General features: G+C 72.2%; 17 protein-coding genes. 9 read left to right on the top strand and 8 right to left on the bottom strand.

The features are described from left to right. Nucleotides 1-7: 7 nt before the first annotated feature. From NDAS_RS24185 to NDAS_RS24175, 3 genes are all read right to left on the bottom strand, one after another. Complete coding sequence (locus NDAS_RS24185; RefSeq protein ID WP_013155887.1) at nucleotides 8-631, bottom strand: ATP-dependent Clp protease proteolytic subunit; 624 nt, start codon at nucleotides 629-631, stop codon at nucleotides 8-10. After that, complete coding sequence (locus tag NDAS_RS24180) at nucleotides 628-1287, bottom strand: ClpP family protease (protein ID WP_013155886.1); 660 nt, start codon at nucleotides 1285-1287, stop codon at nucleotides 628-630. The genes NDAS_RS24185 and NDAS_RS24180 overlap by 4 nt, the downstream gene beginning before the upstream one ends. Before the next feature lie 162 nt (nucleotides 1288-1449). Next, complete coding sequence (locus NDAS_RS24175; protein ID WP_013155885.1) at nucleotides 1450-1926, bottom strand: MarR family winged helix-turn-helix transcriptional regulator; 477 nt, start codon at nucleotides 1924-1926, stop codon at nucleotides 1450-1452. 239 nt (nucleotides 1927-2165) lie between these two features. On the opposite strand from NDAS_RS24175, the gene NDAS_RS24170 reads away from it, so the two are divergent. The 6 genes from NDAS_RS24170 to mnhG are packed head-to-tail and all read left to right on the top strand — an operon-like array spanning nucleotide 2166 to nucleotide 8982. Further along, a complete protein-coding gene (locus tag NDAS_RS24170; RefSeq protein WP_041553371.1) occupies nucleotides 2166-5117 on the top strand; it encodes a Na+/H+ antiporter subunit A in 2952 nt (983 codons plus the stop codon). Further along, nucleotides 5114-5944 carry a Na(+)/H(+) antiporter subunit C gene (locus tag NDAS_RS24165; protein WP_013155883.1) on the top strand — a complete coding sequence of 277 codons (831 nt, stop codon included), beginning with the start codon at nucleotides 5114-5116 and terminating at the stop codon, nucleotides 5942-5944. Before NDAS_RS24170 ends, NDAS_RS24165 begins: the two co-directional genes overlap by 4 nt. A 2-nt stretch (nucleotides 5945-5946) precedes the next feature. After that, on the top strand, nucleotides 5947-7605 hold the full coding sequence (locus tag NDAS_RS24160) for a Na+/H+ antiporter subunit D (protein WP_013155882.1): 1659 nt from the start codon (nucleotides 5947-5949) through the stop codon (nucleotides 7603-7605). Next, complete coding sequence (locus tag NDAS_RS24155; protein WP_013155881.1) at nucleotides 7602-8219, top strand: Na+/H+ antiporter subunit E; 618 nt, start codon at nucleotides 7602-7604, stop codon at nucleotides 8217-8219. Before NDAS_RS24160 ends, NDAS_RS24155 begins: the two co-directional genes overlap by 4 nt. Then, complete coding sequence (locus NDAS_RS24150; RefSeq protein WP_013155880.1) at nucleotides 8216-8581, top strand: monovalent cation/H+ antiporter complex subunit F; 366 nt, start codon at nucleotides 8216-8218, stop codon at nucleotides 8579-8581. The genes NDAS_RS24155 and NDAS_RS24150 overlap by 4 nt, the downstream gene beginning before the upstream one ends. Beyond that, on the top strand, nucleotides 8578-8982 hold the full coding sequence (gene mnhG, locus NDAS_RS24145) for a monovalent cation/H(+) antiporter subunit G (RefSeq protein WP_013155879.1): 405 nt from the start codon (nucleotides 8578-8580) through the stop codon (nucleotides 8980-8982). Before NDAS_RS24150 ends, mnhG begins: the two co-directional genes overlap by 4 nt. A gap of 107 nt (nucleotides 8983-9089) precedes the next feature. On the opposite strand, the gene NDAS_RS24140 is transcribed toward mnhG, so the two are convergent. Beyond that, a complete protein-coding gene (locus tag NDAS_RS24140; protein WP_013155878.1) occupies nucleotides 9090-9368 on the bottom strand; it encodes a MerR family transcriptional regulator in 279 nt (92 codons plus the stop codon). Between the two features lie 145 nt (nucleotides 9369-9513). Between NDAS_RS24140 and NDAS_RS24135 the strand changes: the two genes are divergently transcribed. The 3 genes from NDAS_RS24135 to NDAS_RS24125 all read left to right on the top strand — a co-directional run bounded on the left by NDAS_RS24135 (nucleotide 9514) and on the right by NDAS_RS24125 (nucleotide 11414). Next, the gene (locus tag NDAS_RS24135; protein ID WP_013155877.1) at nucleotides 9514-9942 is read left to right on the top strand and encodes an Hsp20/alpha crystallin family protein; all 429 of its coding nucleotides are present in this window, start codon (nucleotides 9514-9516) and stop codon (nucleotides 9940-9942) included. An 80-nt stretch (nucleotides 9943-10022) separates the two neighbouring features. Next, nucleotides 10023-10346 (top strand): hypothetical protein, encoded by a 324-nt coding sequence (locus tag NDAS_RS24130; RefSeq protein ID WP_041553368.1) that lies wholly within the window; start codon nucleotides 10023-10025, stop codon nucleotides 10344-10346. Nucleotides 10347-11060: 714 nt separating this feature from the next. Continuing rightward, the gene (locus NDAS_RS24125) at nucleotides 11061-11414 is read left to right on the top strand and encodes a MerR family transcriptional regulator (RefSeq protein ID WP_013155875.1); all 354 of its coding nucleotides are present in this window, start codon (nucleotides 11061-11063) and stop codon (nucleotides 11412-11414) included. A gap of 122 nt (nucleotides 11415-11536) precedes the next feature. Here NDAS_RS24125 and NDAS_RS24120 read toward each other — a convergent pair whose 3' ends face one another. The 4 genes from NDAS_RS24120 to NDAS_RS24105 all read right to left on the bottom strand — a co-directional run bounded on the left by NDAS_RS24120 (nucleotide 11537) and on the right by NDAS_RS24105 (nucleotide 15509). Beyond that, the gene (locus tag NDAS_RS24120; protein WP_013155874.1) at nucleotides 11537-11926 is read right to left on the bottom strand and encodes a DUF779 domain-containing protein; all 390 of its coding nucleotides are present in this window, start codon (nucleotides 11924-11926) and stop codon (nucleotides 11537-11539) included. After that, complete coding sequence (exaC, locus tag NDAS_RS24115; RefSeq protein ID WP_013155873.1) at nucleotides 11926-13449, bottom strand: acetaldehyde dehydrogenase ExaC; 1524 nt, start codon at nucleotides 13447-13449, stop codon at nucleotides 11926-11928. The genes NDAS_RS24120 and exaC overlap by 1 nt, the downstream gene beginning before the upstream one ends. Before the next feature lie 110 nt (nucleotides 13450-13559). Beyond that, on the bottom strand, nucleotides 13560-14897 hold the full coding sequence (locus tag NDAS_RS24110) for a GAF domain-containing protein (protein ID WP_013155872.1): 1338 nt from the start codon (nucleotides 14895-14897) through the stop codon (nucleotides 13560-13562). A 282-nt stretch (nucleotides 14898-15179) separates the two neighbouring features. Next, nucleotides 15180-15509, bottom strand: a complete 330-nt coding sequence (locus NDAS_RS24105; RefSeq protein WP_013155871.1) for a hypothetical protein — start codon at nucleotides 15507-15509, stop codon at nucleotides 15180-15182. Between the last annotated feature and the right edge of the window lie 128 nt (nucleotides 15510-15637).

Raw genomic sequence — 15637 nt, 5'->3', positions numbered from 1 at the left:
CGGTCCCCTAGGCGGCGGTCCTCCCCGTCGCCGGGTGCGCCTGGCGGGTGGTGATGATCCCGTCCACCAGGCCGTACTCCTTCGCCTGCTGCGCGGTGAAGATCTTGTCCCGGTCGGTGTCGGCGCGCAGCCGCTCCTGCGTCTGCCCGGTGTGCCGGGCCAGGATCTCCTCCACCTGCGAGCGGACCCGCAGGATCTCCTCGGCCTGGATCTCCAGGTCGGCGGCCACTCCCTGGCCCTCCCCGGAGGGCTGGTGCAGCAGCACCCGCGCGTGCTCCAGGGCCGTGCGCTTGCCCGCCGTGCCCGCCGCCAGCAGCACCGCCGCGGCGGAGGCCGCCTGGCCCATGCACACCGTGGCCACGTCCGCGCGCACGAACCGCATGGTGTCGTAGATGGCGGTCAGCGCGGTGTTCGAGCCGCCCGGCGAGTTGATGTAGAGCTGGATGTCGGTCTCGCTCGACTCGTAGTCGAGGTGGAGCATCTGCGCCATCACCACGTTGGCGACGTCGTCGTCGATCGGCGTGCCCAGGAAGATGATCCGTTCCGACAGCAGTCGGCTGAACACGTCGAAGGACCTCTCGCCGTGGGGCGTGCGCTCCACCACCATCGGCACCGTGTAACGACCGCTCACCGGTCCTCCCCCTTCACGTACGTGGCGAACCCGGGTGCCCCGGCGCCCAGCCGAATGCCTCCGCCGTCCATCTCCGCGACCGACGCGACCACGTGGTCGACGAACCCGTACTCCCTGGCCTCCTGCGCGGTGAACCAGGCGTCGCGGTGCTGGTCCCGGGAGATGGTCTCCTCGGTCTGGCCGGTGTGCTTGGCGATGAGCCGCACCATGGTCTGCTTGGTGTGCGCGAGGTTCTCGGCCTGGATGGCGATGTCGGCGGCCGTCCCGCCCAGGCCCCCGGAGGGCTGGTGCATCATGATCCGCGCGTGCGGCAGGCTGTAGCGCTTGCCCGGCGTGCCGACGCAGGCCAGGAACTGGCCCATGCTGGCCGCGAACCCCATGACCAGGGTGGACACGTCGTTGGGGACGAAGTTCATCACGTCGTAGATGGCCAGTCCGGCCGACACCGAGCCCCCGGGGCTGTTGACGGCCAGCGTGATGTCCCTGCGCGGGTCCTCGTCGGCGAGCAGCAGGATCTGCGCGCACACGCGGTTGGCGCTGGCCTCGTCCACCTGCGTGCCCAGCAGCACGATGCGGCTGCGCAGCAGGCGCGTGGCCAGCTGGTCGTCGAAGGCACCGCCGGAGGTCTCGTCCGAGGCGGCGACATGGGTCGGCATGGCACTCTCCCTTCCCCGGCCCCCGTGGGCCGGTGATCCCAGCCTGCGGCGGCGGGGAGGGAGACTTCCACCGTTTCGGCCCGGGGCAGATCTGCCGACGGCAGAGGCCCCCCGGGCGGGGGCTCCGGGCCCGTACCGGGGACCCCGCCGGCCCCGGGCGCCTCAGGTCTCGTCGAGGGCCTCGCGCAGGTCGCGCAGCAGGGTGAGCACCATCGGGCGCAGCGACGGCCTTATGGCGTCGAACACCTGGCGCTGCTTGCGCTCCATGTCCCTGCGGCGGATCGCGAGCACCCGCTCGCCCTCCTCGGTGAGGGTCACCACGGTGCTGCGCTCGTCGCGCTCGGAGCGGCGGCGCGCCATCATGCCCTTGCGCTCCAGCTGTTGGATCATGCGGGTGGCGGAGGGGGACGAGACACCGACGATGTGCGCGACGGCGCCGACGCTGGGGCTGTCCATACCGCGCACCGCCTCCATCAGGAGCGCCTGCGTCAGAGTGAGATCTTCGGCACCCCGGTGACCGTGACCGCTGCGCGAGCGGGCGTGGAGAGCCGCGTTGATGAGTTCGGTCCAGGCGCGCTGGAACTCCTCAAGCTCGGAACCGTGCTGTTCGGCACGGGGTTCGTGGGTCTCGTCGGGCACGAAACGGTCCTCGCATGCTGGGCGGGCACCGCGGGTCCACAATCCGCGCGGTGGTTTGACGTTTGTGTAGTCTAGCTATTAAATAGCTAAGGCACGCAAGTTCACATACATCCATGCCCCCACAAACCGTAGCGACACCTCCCGTCCACTGAACGGTTGTGGACACGGTGCGGGGCAGTGGACGTCCGTCCGACACCAGGGCGGGCCCGGACAGGTCCGGGAGGGGCGCATTGACAACAGTGCTGATCGCGCATTTCATCGCAGCTGCGATCGCGCCGTTACTGGTGCGCCAGTGGGGCCGTAACGCCTTCCTCGCGCTCGCCGTCGTCCCGGGTGTGTCCACCCTCTGGGCCCTCTTCCAGATCCCCGCGATCATGCGCGGCGAGACCCTCGCCGTCTCCATCCCCTGGGCACCGGAGTTCTCCCTCCGGCTCGGCCTGTACATGGACGCCCTGGGCCTGGTGATGACGCTCATCGCCGCGGGCGTGGGCGCGCTGATCCTGATCTACTGCGCCCGCTACTTCGACGACTCCGAACCCGGTCTGGCCCGCTTCGCCGGGGTGTTCGTCGCCTTCGCCGGGGCCATGCTGGGCCTGGTGCTGGCCGACGACCTCATCCAGCTCTTCGTCTACTGGGAGCTGACCACGGTCTTCTCCTACCTGCTCATCGGGCACAGCACGGAGCTGAAGGAGAGCCGCCGGGCGGCGATGACGGCCCTGACCGTCACCACCTTCGGCGGACTGGCGATGCTCGTGGGCATGATCATGCTCGGCGAGACCGCCGGGACCTACGTGATCTCCGAGATCGTCGCCTCGCCGCCGGCCGGCGCCCTGGTCAACGTCGCGCTCGTGCTCATCATGGTCGGCGCGATGTCCAAGTCGGCCCTGCTGCCGTTCAGCCTGTGGCTCCCCGCCGCCATGCGCGCCCCCACGCCGGTCTCCGGCTACCTGCACGCCGCGGCGATGGTCAAGGCGGGCGTCTACCTGGTGGCCCGGCTCACCCCCGCCTTCCACGACGTCGCCGTGTGGAAGTACACGGCCCTGTTCTTCGGCACGCTCACCATGGTCCTCGCGGGCTGGAAGGCGCTGCGCCAGTACGACCTCAAGCTGGTCCTGGCCTACGGCACCATCAGCCAGCTGGGCTTCCTCATCACCCTGCTGGGCGCCGGAACCCAGGCCGGCGCCCTGGCCGGGATCTCGATGCTCATCGCGCACTCGCTGTTCAAGGCGCCGCTGTTCCTCGTGGTCGGCGTCATCGACCACAGCACCGGGACCCGCGACCTGCGCGAGCTGTCCGGCCTGCGCTCCTCCATGCCCGTGACCTTCTGGACCTCGGTCGTGGCTCTGGCCTCCATGGCGGGTCTGCCGCCCACCCTCGGGTTCGCCGCCAAGGAGCTGGCCTTCGGCGCCTTCGAGCACGGCGGAGGCGCCGACATCGCCGTCCTGGCGGGCATCGTGATCGGCTCCACCTTCACCGTCGCCTACAGCCTGCGCTTCCTGTGGGGCGCCTTCTGGGACAAGGAGAACGTCCCGGCCACCCCGCTGCACGCCCCCGGCCCGCTCCTCCAGGCGCCCGCCGCGGTCCTGGCCGGGCTCGGCCTGCTCGGCGGCCTGCTCTCCACCCTCGTGGACCCCTTCCTGGCCGTGTACGCCGACACCGTCCCCGTCGCCGAGGGCGACTACGCCAAGCACCTGGCCCTGTGGCACGGCCTGGGACTGCCCCTGCTGCTGTCGGCGGTGTGCGTCGCGGGCGGCCTGGCGCTGTTCCGGTTCCGCCACGAGATCGTGTGGGCGGGAACGCGGACCGCGCTGCCCGACGCCGACCGGGTCTACCGCCGGATGCTGGCCGCGCTGGAGAACCTGGCCCTCCAGGTCACCGGCGGCACCCAGCGCGGTTCGCTGCCGGTCTACCTCGGCACCATCCTGGTCACGCTGGTCGTCGCCGCCGGGTGGTGGATGGTCAGCGGCCGGATCTGGGAGGGGGACTACCCCGCGGTGCGCCTGTGGGACAGCCCGGTCCAGATCATCCCGGTCCTGATCATCGGCGCGTCCGCCCTGCTGACGCTGTTCGTGCGCCGCCGCCTGTTCGCGGTGATCCTCGTGGGCACCGGCGGCTACGGCGTCGCCGCCCTGTTCTACCTGATGGGCGCCCCCGACATCGCGCTCACCCAGTTCCTCGTGGAGACCGTCAGCCTGGTGGTCTTCGTGCTGGTGCTGCGCCGCTTCCCGGCCCGCTTCTCGGCGCCCGCGCTGCGCGGGCGCCGGGTGTGGAACCTGGCCCTGGGCGCGGCCACCGGAGTCCTGGTGGCCGCGATGACCTGGTTCGCCCTCGCGGGCCGCCAGGAGCCCTCCATCTCGGCGGGCTACCCGGCCGCGGCCGAGGAGGCGGGCGGCTACAACATCATCTCGGTCCTGCTGGTCGACGTCCGGGCCTGGGACACCATGGGCGAGATCTCGGTGCTCGCCGCCGCGGCCGCCGGCGTGGCCAGCCTGATGTTCGTGCGCCGCCGCGCCCAGCCGCGCAAGACGCCGGGCGGGGTGATGGCCCTGTCGGTCACCGAACCGCCGCCGCCCGCCGACGGCCAGCGCGGACTCGACCTCGGCGGCCTGCGGTTCGCCCCCCGCAGGATGCACGTCGAGCCCCGGTGGGCGCGCACCTGGCTGCCGGGCGCCGACGCCCTGCCCACCGAGCGCCGGTCGGTCATCTTCGAGGTCGTCTCGCGCTTCCTGTTCCCCGTGATCATGGTGATCTCGGTGTACCTGCTGCTCACCGGCCACACCGCCATCGGCGGGGGCTTCGCGGGCGGCATCGTCGCGGGCCTGGCGTTCATCGTCCGCTACCTGGCCGGAGGCCGGTTCGAGCTGTACGCCACCGCGTGGGTGCAGCCGGGCGCGCTGATCGGCGCGGGCCTGGCCGTGGCCACCGGCACCGCGCTGGGCGGGGCCGTCTTCGGCACCGACGTCCTCGCGGGAGGCGACACCTACATCGACTTCTGGATCCTGGGCGAGGCCCACGTCACGGTGTCCATGCTCTTCGACATCGGCGTGTACCTGCTGGTGATCGGGCTCATCCTCGACATCCTGCGCAGCCTCGGCGCCCGCATCGACGAGCAGATCGAGCGGGACGCCGCGCACTCGGAGGCCCAGGCCAGGACCGGGGGACCCGAACGCCCCGAGGAGGTCATCTCGTGAACGAGTCCCCCAGCCTGCTCCTGGTCGTCATCGTCGGCGTCCTGGTCGCGGTGGGCGTCGTGCTCCTGCTGGAGCGCAGCCTCACCCGCGTGCTGCTCGGCTTCATCGTCATGAGCAACGGGGTCAACCTGATGATCCTGTCCATGGCGGGCGAGCCCGGCGGGCCGCCGGTCCTGTGGTTCACCGAACCGGAGGAGATGACCGACCCGCTGCCGCAGGCGATGATCCTGACGGCGATCGTCATCACCCTCGGCATCACCGCCTTCCTGCTGGCCATGGCCTACCGGAACTGGCAGCTGGAGGGCAACGACGAGGTCCAGGACGACGCGGAGGACCTGCGCATCGTCCAGGGCGAGGGCCGCCGCGCGGTGCGCCAGCGCTTCCTCAAGGAGCGCCGCAGGCTCCAGGCCGACATCCGCCGCCAGCGGGCCGAACTCCAGGCGACCATCGCCACCGCCGACGCCCGCGAGCTGGCCGAGCAGGCCCGCATCAAGGCCGAGATCGCGCGGGCGCAGGCCGAACTGGCCCGCTACGAGCTGGAGGCGGAGGAGAACGATCCGGACGAGCAGTCCCGCGAGACCATGCGCCGCCTGAGCGACCGCGCGGAGTCGATGACCGCCCAGGTCCAGGAGCTGCGCGGGCGCATCCGCCAGGGGCGCAGGCGCCTGCGCGAGCACAGGCGGGCGGACCGCGCCGCCGAGCGCGAGCTGTGGCGCGAGCTGCGCCGCCGCATCCGCTCGCAGCGCAGGCAGGCGCGCCAGACCATGCGGGCCGAACGCGAGCGCTTGGCCCGCGCCGAGGACAGCGACCTGCAAGGGAGCGAGTGACCATGGGGACGGACTACTTCGTCGGTCTGCTGCACTACTTCATCCCGCTGCCGGTGGTGCTCCCGCTGTTCGCGGCCGGGGTGAAGCTGGCGCTCGGCATCCGCTGGCCCCGGCTCCAGCAGGCGCTCAGCGTCATCTCGCTGGCCCTGGTGCTGGTCATCGGCCTCGTGCTGATGCTCGGCTCCCACGCCTACGGCCCGCAGGTCGTGCAGGTGGGCGGCTGGGAGGCGCCGATCGGCATCACCCTGGTCGCCGACCGGCTCTCCGCGCTGATGGTGACGGTGTCGGCGGCGATCACGCTGGCCGTGCTGGTGTACTCCATCGGCCAGGGCATGGCGGGCAAGGCCGAGGTGGCACCGCTGTCGGTGTACCAGCCGACCTACCTGATCCTGGTGGCGGGCGTCTCCAACGCCTTCCTGGCCGGTGACCTGTTCAACCTGTACGTCGGGTTCGAGATCCTGCTGACGGCCAGCTACGTGCTGCTGACCCTGGGCGGCACGCAGTCCCGGATGCGGGCGGGCGCCATCTACGTCGTGGTGTCCCTGGTGTCGTCGGTGCTGTTCCTCATCGCCATCGCGCTGGTCTTCGGCGCGACCGGCACCGTGAACATGGCCCAGCTCGGCGAGCGGCTGCCCGAGCTGTCCTCGGACCTGCGGGCGGTCCTCCAGGTCGTGCTGCTGTTCGCCTTCGGCATCAAGGCGGCGGTCTTCCCGCTGGCCGCGTGGCTGCCCGACTCCTATCCGACCGCGCCCGCGCCGGTCACGGCGGTGTTCGCGGGCCTGCTCACCAAGGTGGGCGTGTACGCGATCATCCGCACCCAGACCCTGCTGTTCCCGGGCGACCAGCTCAACGACCTGCTGATGGTCGTCGCCCTGGCGACGATGATCATGGGCATCCTCGGCGCGGTCGCGCAGACCGACATCAAGCGTCTGCTGTCGTTCACGCTGATCAGCCACATCGGGTACATGGTGTTCGGTGTGGCCCTGGGCAGCGAGCAGGGCATGGCGGGCGCGGTGTTCTACGTCGCGCACCACATCACGGTGCAGACCACGCTGTTCCTCATCACGGGTCTGATCGAGCGCCGGGGCGGCTCCACCTCGCTGGACCAGCTGGGCGGACTGGTGCGGATCGCGCCGATACTCGCGGTCCTGTTCTTCGTCCCGGCGATGAACCTGGGCGGCATCCCGCCGCTGTCGGGCTTCCTCGGCAAGCTCGGCCTGATCCAGGCCGGGGTGGAGGCGGGCACGCCGCTGGCCTACGCCCTGGTGGGCGCGTCGGTGCTGACGAGCCTGCTGACCCTGTACGTCATCGCCCGGGTGTGGAACTACGCGTTCTGGCGCACGCCCTCCGAGGGCATGGTGGCCGAGCCCGGCACCGTGCTGGAGGACACCGAGACCGACGACCCCTCCACCGCGGCCCTGGGCCCCGGCGAGGCGGTCGGTCCGTCCTCCCGCCTGGGCGACACCTCGACCGCGGCCACGCCCGTGGTCACGTCCGTCGTCCTGCCCAGGAGTATGGTCGGCGCCACGGTGGCGCTGGTGGTGTTCAGCATCGCCCTGACGGTGCTGGCCGGACCGCTGATCGAGTACTCCTCGGACGCGGCGGTCGAGCTCCAGGCGCGCGGCCCCTACATCGAGGCGGTTCTGGGAGGCGACCGGTGAACGGCCTGCAGGAGAAGAAGCGGATCGGCCTGACCGCGCTGCGCAGGCGCCTGGGCAAGGTGCAGATCCCGGTGGCACTCGGCATGACCCTGGTGTGGATGCTGCTCTTCGACGCCTTCCGTCTGCGGCCGGAGTCGCTGGGCCTGCTGGTCCTGGGCTTCCTGGTGTCGGTGGTGATCATGCTGGTGTTCCCGCTGCCGCCGATCTCCCCGGGGTTCCGGTTCCGGCCGCTGTACCTGGTCCGGCTGCTGGTGTACATGCTCGCCCGAATGGTCTGGGCCAGCTTCCGGGTGACCGTGCAGACCTTCACGCCCGGACGGGTGCACAGCTCGGTGGTGGAGGTGCGGCTGCGTACCGACTCCGACCTGATGCAGGTGTGCGTGTCGATCGCCAGCTCGATCATCCCGGGTTCGGTGATCGTCGAGGTCGGCCAGCCGGACCGGACCCTGTACGTGCACGTGCTGGGCGCGGACGACGACGGCTCGATCGAGCAGGGGCGCGAGGACGTCCTGCACCTGGAGGAGCGGATCGTGATGGCGCTGGGCACCCGTGAGGACATCGCCGCGCTGCGGGCCGGGGAGCCCGTGCTGGGCGGCGGGAGGGGGAGACCGTGAACGTCCTGTGGATCGTCATCGGCGTCATGCTCGGCCTGGCCGCGCTGCTGAGCGTGACCCGGATGCTCATCGGTCCGGGCATCCTGGACCGGGCCATCTCCGTGGACGTGCTGCTCGCCTCGGCGCTGGCCGGCGTGGGCGCCTACGCGGCCTTCACCCGCGACCCCACGGTCCTGCCGACGCTGCTGGTCCTGTCCCTGCTGGGCTTCGTCAGCTCGGTCAGCATCGCCAAGTTCGTCGCGCGGCGGGCGCACGAGGACCAGGAGCACATCGCCACGCCGACCGAGGCCCATCCGACCTCAGCGACGCCCACCGACGCGGTCCCCGACTCGGAGCGGCCGGAGAAGGGGGAGACCTCGTGAGCGACCAGCTGATCACCGTCCTGGACTGGGTGGCGCTCCTGTGCGTCCTGGCCGGGGCCATGCTCTCGCTCGTGGCGGGCGTGGGCCTGCTGCGCTTCCCCGACCTGCTCTCGCGCATGCACACCGCCGCCAAGCCGCAGATCCTGGGACTGCTGCTGGTGCTGGTGGGGATCGGCATCCGGCTGATCCCCGTGGAGACCAACGTCTTCAGCGCCGGAACGCTGCTGCTGGTGGCGCTGTTCCAGATCGTGACCGTCCCGGTGGCGGGCCACATCGCCGCCCGCGTGGGCTACCGGACCGGGCGCATCGACGAGGAGCTCACCACCCGTGACGAGCTGGCCGAGCGCCTGGAGGCCAAGCGCGGGAAGGGCGGCGGCGAAGCGGACGGCGCTTCCCGCTAGACGGCGGGCGAGAACCCCCGCGAGGGCCCCGGGAGGGCGGCTGAGCCCGCTCCCGGGGCCCTCGCCGTGTCCGGGCCGGGTCCGGGCGGAGCCGGCCCCCGCCCGCCTCACCCGGGACCGCCGCGCAGCCGGGTGTTCTCCTCCTCCAGCTCCAGGATCCGGCCGATCCCCGCGAGGTTCACCCCCTGGGCGGCCAGCTCGGCCACCCGCCGCAGGCGGATGATGTCGTCGTCGCTGTACAGCCGCGTGCCGCCCTCGGTGCGCGCCGGAGCGACCAGGCCCCGCTCCTCGTAGGCGCGCAGGCTCCGCGGCGCGACGCCGGACAGCTCCGCGGCCACGGAGATCGTGTACAGGCCCCGGACAGGATCCGGCCCCGGTCCCCTCATCAGCGCATCCTTCCCGTCGGGACCGTCGTCTTACCCACGGCTTGAGGAAATCTTTGTCGGACATAGTTGTTTACCTCTCCAGACTGAGGTATAAAACTTGCGTCACCTCGCATCAGGTTTTCTAGTAGAGCCAAGGGAGGTTTCCATGATGCTGATGCGTACCGACCCCTTCCGGGACATCGACCGCCTGACACAGCGGATCCTGGGCGATGCGTCCCGACCGGCCGCGATGCCGATCGACGCCTACCGTGACGGTGATGTCTTCGTCGTCTGCTTCGACCTGCCGGGCGTGCGCGCCGACTCCATCGACCTGGAGGTCGAGCGCAACGTGCTCACGGTGACCGCCGAGCGCCCCGACACCGTGCGCGACCGCGAGTCGGTGGTGGTCGCCGAGCGGCCCACCGGCACCTTCTCCCGGCAGCTGTTCCTCGGCGAGACGCTGGAGACCGACGCCATCCAGGCCGACTACGCCGACGGCGTCCTGACCCTGCGCATCCCGGTCGCCGAGCAGGCCAAGCCGCGCAAGATCAGCGTCGGCACAGGCGAGGGCCAGCCCCGCAGTATCCGGGCCTGAGCCCCCGACGGCCCGGCTCCGGCCGGGCCGCCCGCCCCTGAGCAGTGTCCGTGTCCCTCCCCTCAGGAAGCAGTGATCCGATGCCTTCCACACTCCGCAGGACCCGCGCCGTGGCCGAGCACATCCAGCGCCACGACCACCGGGAGACGACCCATTTCGCGTGCGTCCGCTTCTTCCGCGCCCTCCGGGCCTACGAGACCGCGTGGGGGAGCACTCCCGACCGCCTCCGCCAGGCGCTGGAGGACCTCAGGAACGCCACCGCGGAGCTGACCGGCGACCCCGACTCCTTCCGGCGGGCGTGCCGGGACCCTCGCCACGGGGGCCTGCCGCACAGCCTCGACGAACCGCTCGCCGAGCAGCTGAGGGCGTCCCTGGAGGCCCCGGTGTACGCCGAGGCGGGCTGAGGCGGCGCTTCCGGAAAACCTCCTCGCGGGACTCACCGAAATCTACATCGGCCAGAGTAGACATCCGCCGGAAGCGCTGATACATTTCCTGTCGTAGCCACAGAGATCCACGAGGTGGACCACCGGATGCGCCGGTGGGGAGCAGGGCCGGCGTCCCGCCCGCACGGGGGACGCCGCAGCAACAGGGAGAACGCGGTAGGGCTCGACCGACGCAGAGGTTTGCGTACGGCGTCGGGAGCCGGTAGGACCGCAGTACAGAGGTAGGGCAGTACCGCAGGACCGGTTCTTCGCCCGCACGGGGAGGACCGCGCAGTGACAGAGCAGGTCGGCTCGACCGGTGTGCACGTGCCTCAAGACGCCGGGAGCCGGTAGGACAGCGACACGCAGTACAGAGGTAAGGCAGTACCGCAGGACCGGCGCCCCGCCCGTACGGGGGGCGCCGCGGCAGGTGTGAAGTGTACGCAGTGAGATCGAGAGGAGTAGATGCCATCGAGGATCGCCCGGGTGTGGGGATGTCCCACTCGGGTACCGCAGGCCCCGGTTCGGAAGAAGGTGGTCCACGGTCACACAACCGCGATCCCCGCGTTCCCGTCCCAGTTCGACCTCGGGAAGCGGAAGACCGGCAGCAGCCGGTAGATGGTGTTGAACTCTCGGGCCCCAGCGCTGTTCGGCGCTGGGGCCCTCGGCGTGCGATGAGGAGAGAAAGAGAAACGCTTGTCCCGTCCCGAAACCGAAGACCGGTTCGACGATGACGACTACCCCGCCTACACCATGGGCCGCGCGGCGGAGATGATCGGTGCCACACCGGCCTTCCTGCGCGCCCTGGGTGAGGCCCGGCTGATCGAGCCCCTGCGCTCGGCGGGCGGGCACCGCCGCTACTCCCGTTACCAGCTCAGGATCGCCTCCCGCGCCCGCGAACTCGTGGACGAGGGCACTCCGATCGAGGCCGCGTGCAGGATCATCATCCTGGAGGACCAGCTGGAGGAGGCGCAGCGGATCAACGAGGAACTCCGCGCCTCCGAAGCCGGCGCGCGGACCGACGGGCGTCCGGACCCCGGGAACGCCTGACGGGGGGACGGGGCGGCGCGGACCGGAGGGCCGCTCCCCCCGCGCTCCCCCGGGAGGCCGCCCCGTCCGGCTCCGTCAGGGCGGCCCCACCGCGTTCTCCGCCCCGCCGGGTCCGCGCGGGCTCAGAGGCGTTCGGCCTCGTCGTCGGTCATCAGCCGGGAGCGGATGAGGAACCGGTTGCCCGTCGGCGCCTCCAGGGAGAAGCCCGCGCCCCTGCCCCGGACGACGTCGATGGTCAGGTGGGTGTGGCTCCACAGCTCGAACTGCGCCCGCGACATCCACACCGGCACCGGTTCGGGCGCGCCCACCTCCAGGTCGCCCAGGCGCACGTCCGAGGCCCCGGTGCGGAACTCCCCCGCCGGATAGCACATCGGCGAGCTGCCGTCGCAGCACCCGCCGGACTGGTGGAACATGAGCGGCCCGTGTTCGGCGCGCAGCTCGCGGAGCAGGGCGGCCGCCGCGTCGGTGACGGCCACCCTCTCCACGGCCGCGCCGTCGGCGCGGGGATCCATCAGAACAGCCCCATCGCCTTGTCGGAGTAGCTGACCAGCAGGTTCTTGGTCTGCTGGTAGTGGTCGAGCATCATCTTGTGGTTCTCGCGGCCGATGCCGGACTGCTTGTACCCGCCGAAGGCCGCGTGCGCCGGGTAGGAGTGGTAGTTGTTCACCCACACGCGGCCCGCCTGGATGTCGCGGCCCGCGCGGTAGGCGGTGTTGCCGTCGCGCGACCACACCCCCGCCCCCAGCCCGTAGAGGGTGTCGTTGGCGGTCTTGAGGGCGTCGTCGTAGTCGTCGAAGCGGGCCACCGACACCACCGGGCCGAAGATCTCCTCCTGGAAGATCCGCATGCCGTTGTGGCCCTCGAAGACGGTCGGCGCGACGTAGTAGCCGCCGGACAGGTCTCCGCCGGGATCGACCCGCTCCCCTCCGGCGAGCACCGCGGCCCCCTCCCGGCGGCCGATGTCGATGTAGGACAGGATCTTCTCCAGCTGGTCGTTGCTGGCCTGGGCGCCGACCATGGTGTCGGTGTCCAGCGGGTTCCCCTGCCGGATCCGGCCGACGCGGGCCAGGGCGTCGCCCATGAAGCGGTCGTAGACGGCGTCCTGCACCAGGGCCCGCGAGGGGCAGGTGCACACCTCGCCCTGGTTGAGGGCGAAGAGGGTGAAGCCCTCCAGGGCCTTGTCGTAGAAGGCGTCGTCGGCCGCGGCCACGTCGGCGAAGAAGATGTTCGGGCTCTTGCCGCCCAGCTCCAGGGTGACCGGGATGAGGTTCTCCGACGCGTACTGCATGATGAGGCGGCCGGTGGTGGTCTCGCCGGTGAAGGCGACCTTGCTGACGCGGGGGCTGCTGGCCAGCGGTTTGCCCGCCTCCGCGCCGAAGCCGTTGACGACGTTGACCACGCCGGGCGGCAGCAGGTCGGCGACCAGCTCCATGAGCAGCAGGATCGACGCGGGGGTCTGCTCGGCGGGCTTGAGCACGACCGCGTTCCCGGCGGCCAGCGCGGGCGCGAGCTTCCAGGTGGCCATGAGCAGCGGGAAGTTCCACGGGATGATCTGGCCGACCACGCCCAGGGGCTCCTGGAAGTGGTAGGCGACGGTGTCGCCGTCGATCTGGGAGGTGTGCCCCTCCTGCGCGCGGATCGCCCCGGCGAAGTAGCGGAAGTGGTCCACGGCCAGCGGCAGGTCGGCGGCCAGGCACTCGCGGACGGGCTTGCCGTTCTCCCAGGACTCGGCGACGGCGAGCCTCTCCAGGTTCTCCTCGACGCGGTCGGCGATCCGGTTGAGGACCAGGGCCCGCTCGGCGGCGGAGGTGCGGCCCCACGCGGGGGCGGCGCCGTGGGCCGCGTCCAGGGCCAGTTCCACGTCCTCCGCGCCGCTGCGGGCGACCTCGGTGAAGACGCGGCCGTTGACGGGGCTGGGGTTCTCGAAGTAGCGGCCCCGGACCGGCCTGACCCACTCGCCCCCGATCCAGTTGTCGTAGCGGGCGGCGTACTCGACGACGCTTCCGGGCTGGCCCGGGGGTGCGTAGATCGCCATGGAGGTCTCCTTAGTTCACCGGGCTCCGGCCGTGGGGCCGGCAGCCGCTTCCGGGGAGGTCGGGAGGGTGACGCTAGTCACCACCACGTTGCGACCACGTTGCGGGCGGGTCAGCCGCCGAGCCAGCGCAGCCTGCCGCGCAGGGCGGCGTGGCGTGGGGAGGCGGGGTCGAGGGCGCGCAGCACGGCGGTCAGGACTCGGGGGTCGTCGCGCCACTCGGGGTGCTCGGCCCAGTCCAGGAGCACGTCCGGTCCGGCGTTGGCGCCCAGGACCTCGCACGCCTCGGCCTGGAGGCCGTCGCGGACCTCGGCCACGCCGGGCGCCTCCGAGCGGGGCAGGACCGGCCCGGCGTAGGCGTCCAGGGCCCGCCGGTAAGCGCCCGCGGCCAGGTGGCGGCGCACCTCGTCCACGTCGGTGGCCAGTGGACGGCACAGCCGGTAGGGGCGGGAGGCGAGCAGGCCGGGGCCGAGGAGGCGGCGCAGGCGCGACACCTCGGCGCGGACGGTGACCGGGGAGGCGTCCCGCTCGTGCAGCCGGGCGCCGAGCTCGTCGCCGGTCAGCCCGCGCGGACTGCGGGCGAGCAGGAGCAGGATCTCGGAGTGGCGGGTGCTCAGGTCCAGGTCGCGGCCGTCCAGGGTGAGCCGGGCGCCGTCGCGTCCCAGGACGCGGAGCCGGTCGTCCCCGGCGGGTCCGCGGGCTTCGGCGGAGGCGGCGCCTCCGCGTGGACCGGTGGGCGGGCGGGCGGTCCGGCCCGCCCGCCGCCGTCTCGGCTCGGGCCCCCGGGCCCCGGCGCGCAGGGCGCGCAGCTCCGCCTCCGCCGCGGTGGCGGCGGCGCGGACCAGGGCCAGGGCCTGCGGCGAGGCGAGGTGGCTGTCCCCGGTGAGGTCGAGGACGCCCAGGAGGGCGCCGGTGCCGGGGTCGTGCAGGGGCGCCGCGGAACAGCTCCAGTGCTGCACGCCCCGGGCGAAGTGCTCGCTGGCGAACACCTGGACCTCGTGGTCGAGGGCGAGGGCGACACCGGGCGCGTTGGTGCCGACCGCGTGCTCGTGCCAGTTGGCGCCCTCGACGAAGCACATGTCCTCGGCCCGGCCGCGGAGCCGGTGGTCGCCCTCCACCCACAGCAGGCGGCCCGAGGCGTCGCCCACCGCGAGGATCTGGGGGCCGGGCGCGGTGTCGACGAGCAGGTGCCGCAGCAGCGGCATGACGGCGGCCAGCGGGTGCGCGTCGCGGTGGTCGCGCAGGTCGGGGCCGGTGAGCTCGATCCGGGGCAGGGCGGTGTCGGGGTCCACGCCGTGCTGGGCGCTGCGCCGCCAGGAGGCGCCGACGACGGGGCGGACCGGGCCGCTGACCCGACCGGAGTCGGTGAAGCGCGCGTGCGCGACCGCCACGTCCCGGCGCACGGCCTCGGGGTCGGCCTCCCACGGCCACGCGTTCCACGGTCCCGGCATGCGCGCTTCCCTCCGCCGAGGCGACGGCGGGCCGTGCCGACGGACCGCCCGACACCCCGATTGAATCCGCGCCCGCCCCTTCTGACAAGGGGCCGGGGCGAACCTGCCGCTCCCCGTCCCGTGCGCGCGGGCCCGGTGCCGCGTGAGCCGGGGCCGACCGCCTCCGTGGTCGCCCCGCGCGGGCCCGGTCCGTGTTGGCAGGGGCCTTCAAAGAGAGGGCTCCGCCCGTCCCACGTGACGCTCGGACCCGTCCCGGACGGACGGGTCCCCGCGGTGCCCGCCTCAGCACTCCTCGCGGACGCGCTCCCTGCCGGGGCCGCAGAGCCAGTAGGCGGGGTAGGCCCGCACGTCCTCCACGGTCGGCGCGGCCGGGGGCGCGGCCGGATAGGGGTCACTGCCCCAGTCGAAGCGCGGGCGCAGCTCGCGCGCGGTGGCGCCGTCGGGGAGGGCGTCGCGCCCGGCGGGGGTCAGGTAGGTCCCGGCCGGGGTCCTGCGGGCCAGGCCCGCCTCCACCAGGGGCCGGGCCAGCTCCTCCTCCACTCGCCCGTCCCACCGGGTGGTCGCCGCCGCGGTCCCCAACAACGCTGTCAGGTCCTTGATCAGTGTGCTCATGCGCAAACGGTAGCGATCCGCGGACCCGCGCACCCGGGCATTGCCCGAACTCGGGAGAGTGCGCCGGAACACACCCGGCCGCCCGCCCGGAGCGGGTGCGCCGCCGGTCCGCGCGGCACGCGGACGCG

It is taken from the genome of Nocardiopsis dassonvillei subsp. dassonvillei DSM 43111 (genome assembly GCF_000092985.1).
GTDB lineage: Bacteria > Actinomycetota > Actinomycetes > Streptosporangiales > Streptosporangiaceae > Nocardiopsis > Nocardiopsis dassonvillei.
This window is presented reverse-complemented; position numbering and strand designations above follow the sequence as displayed.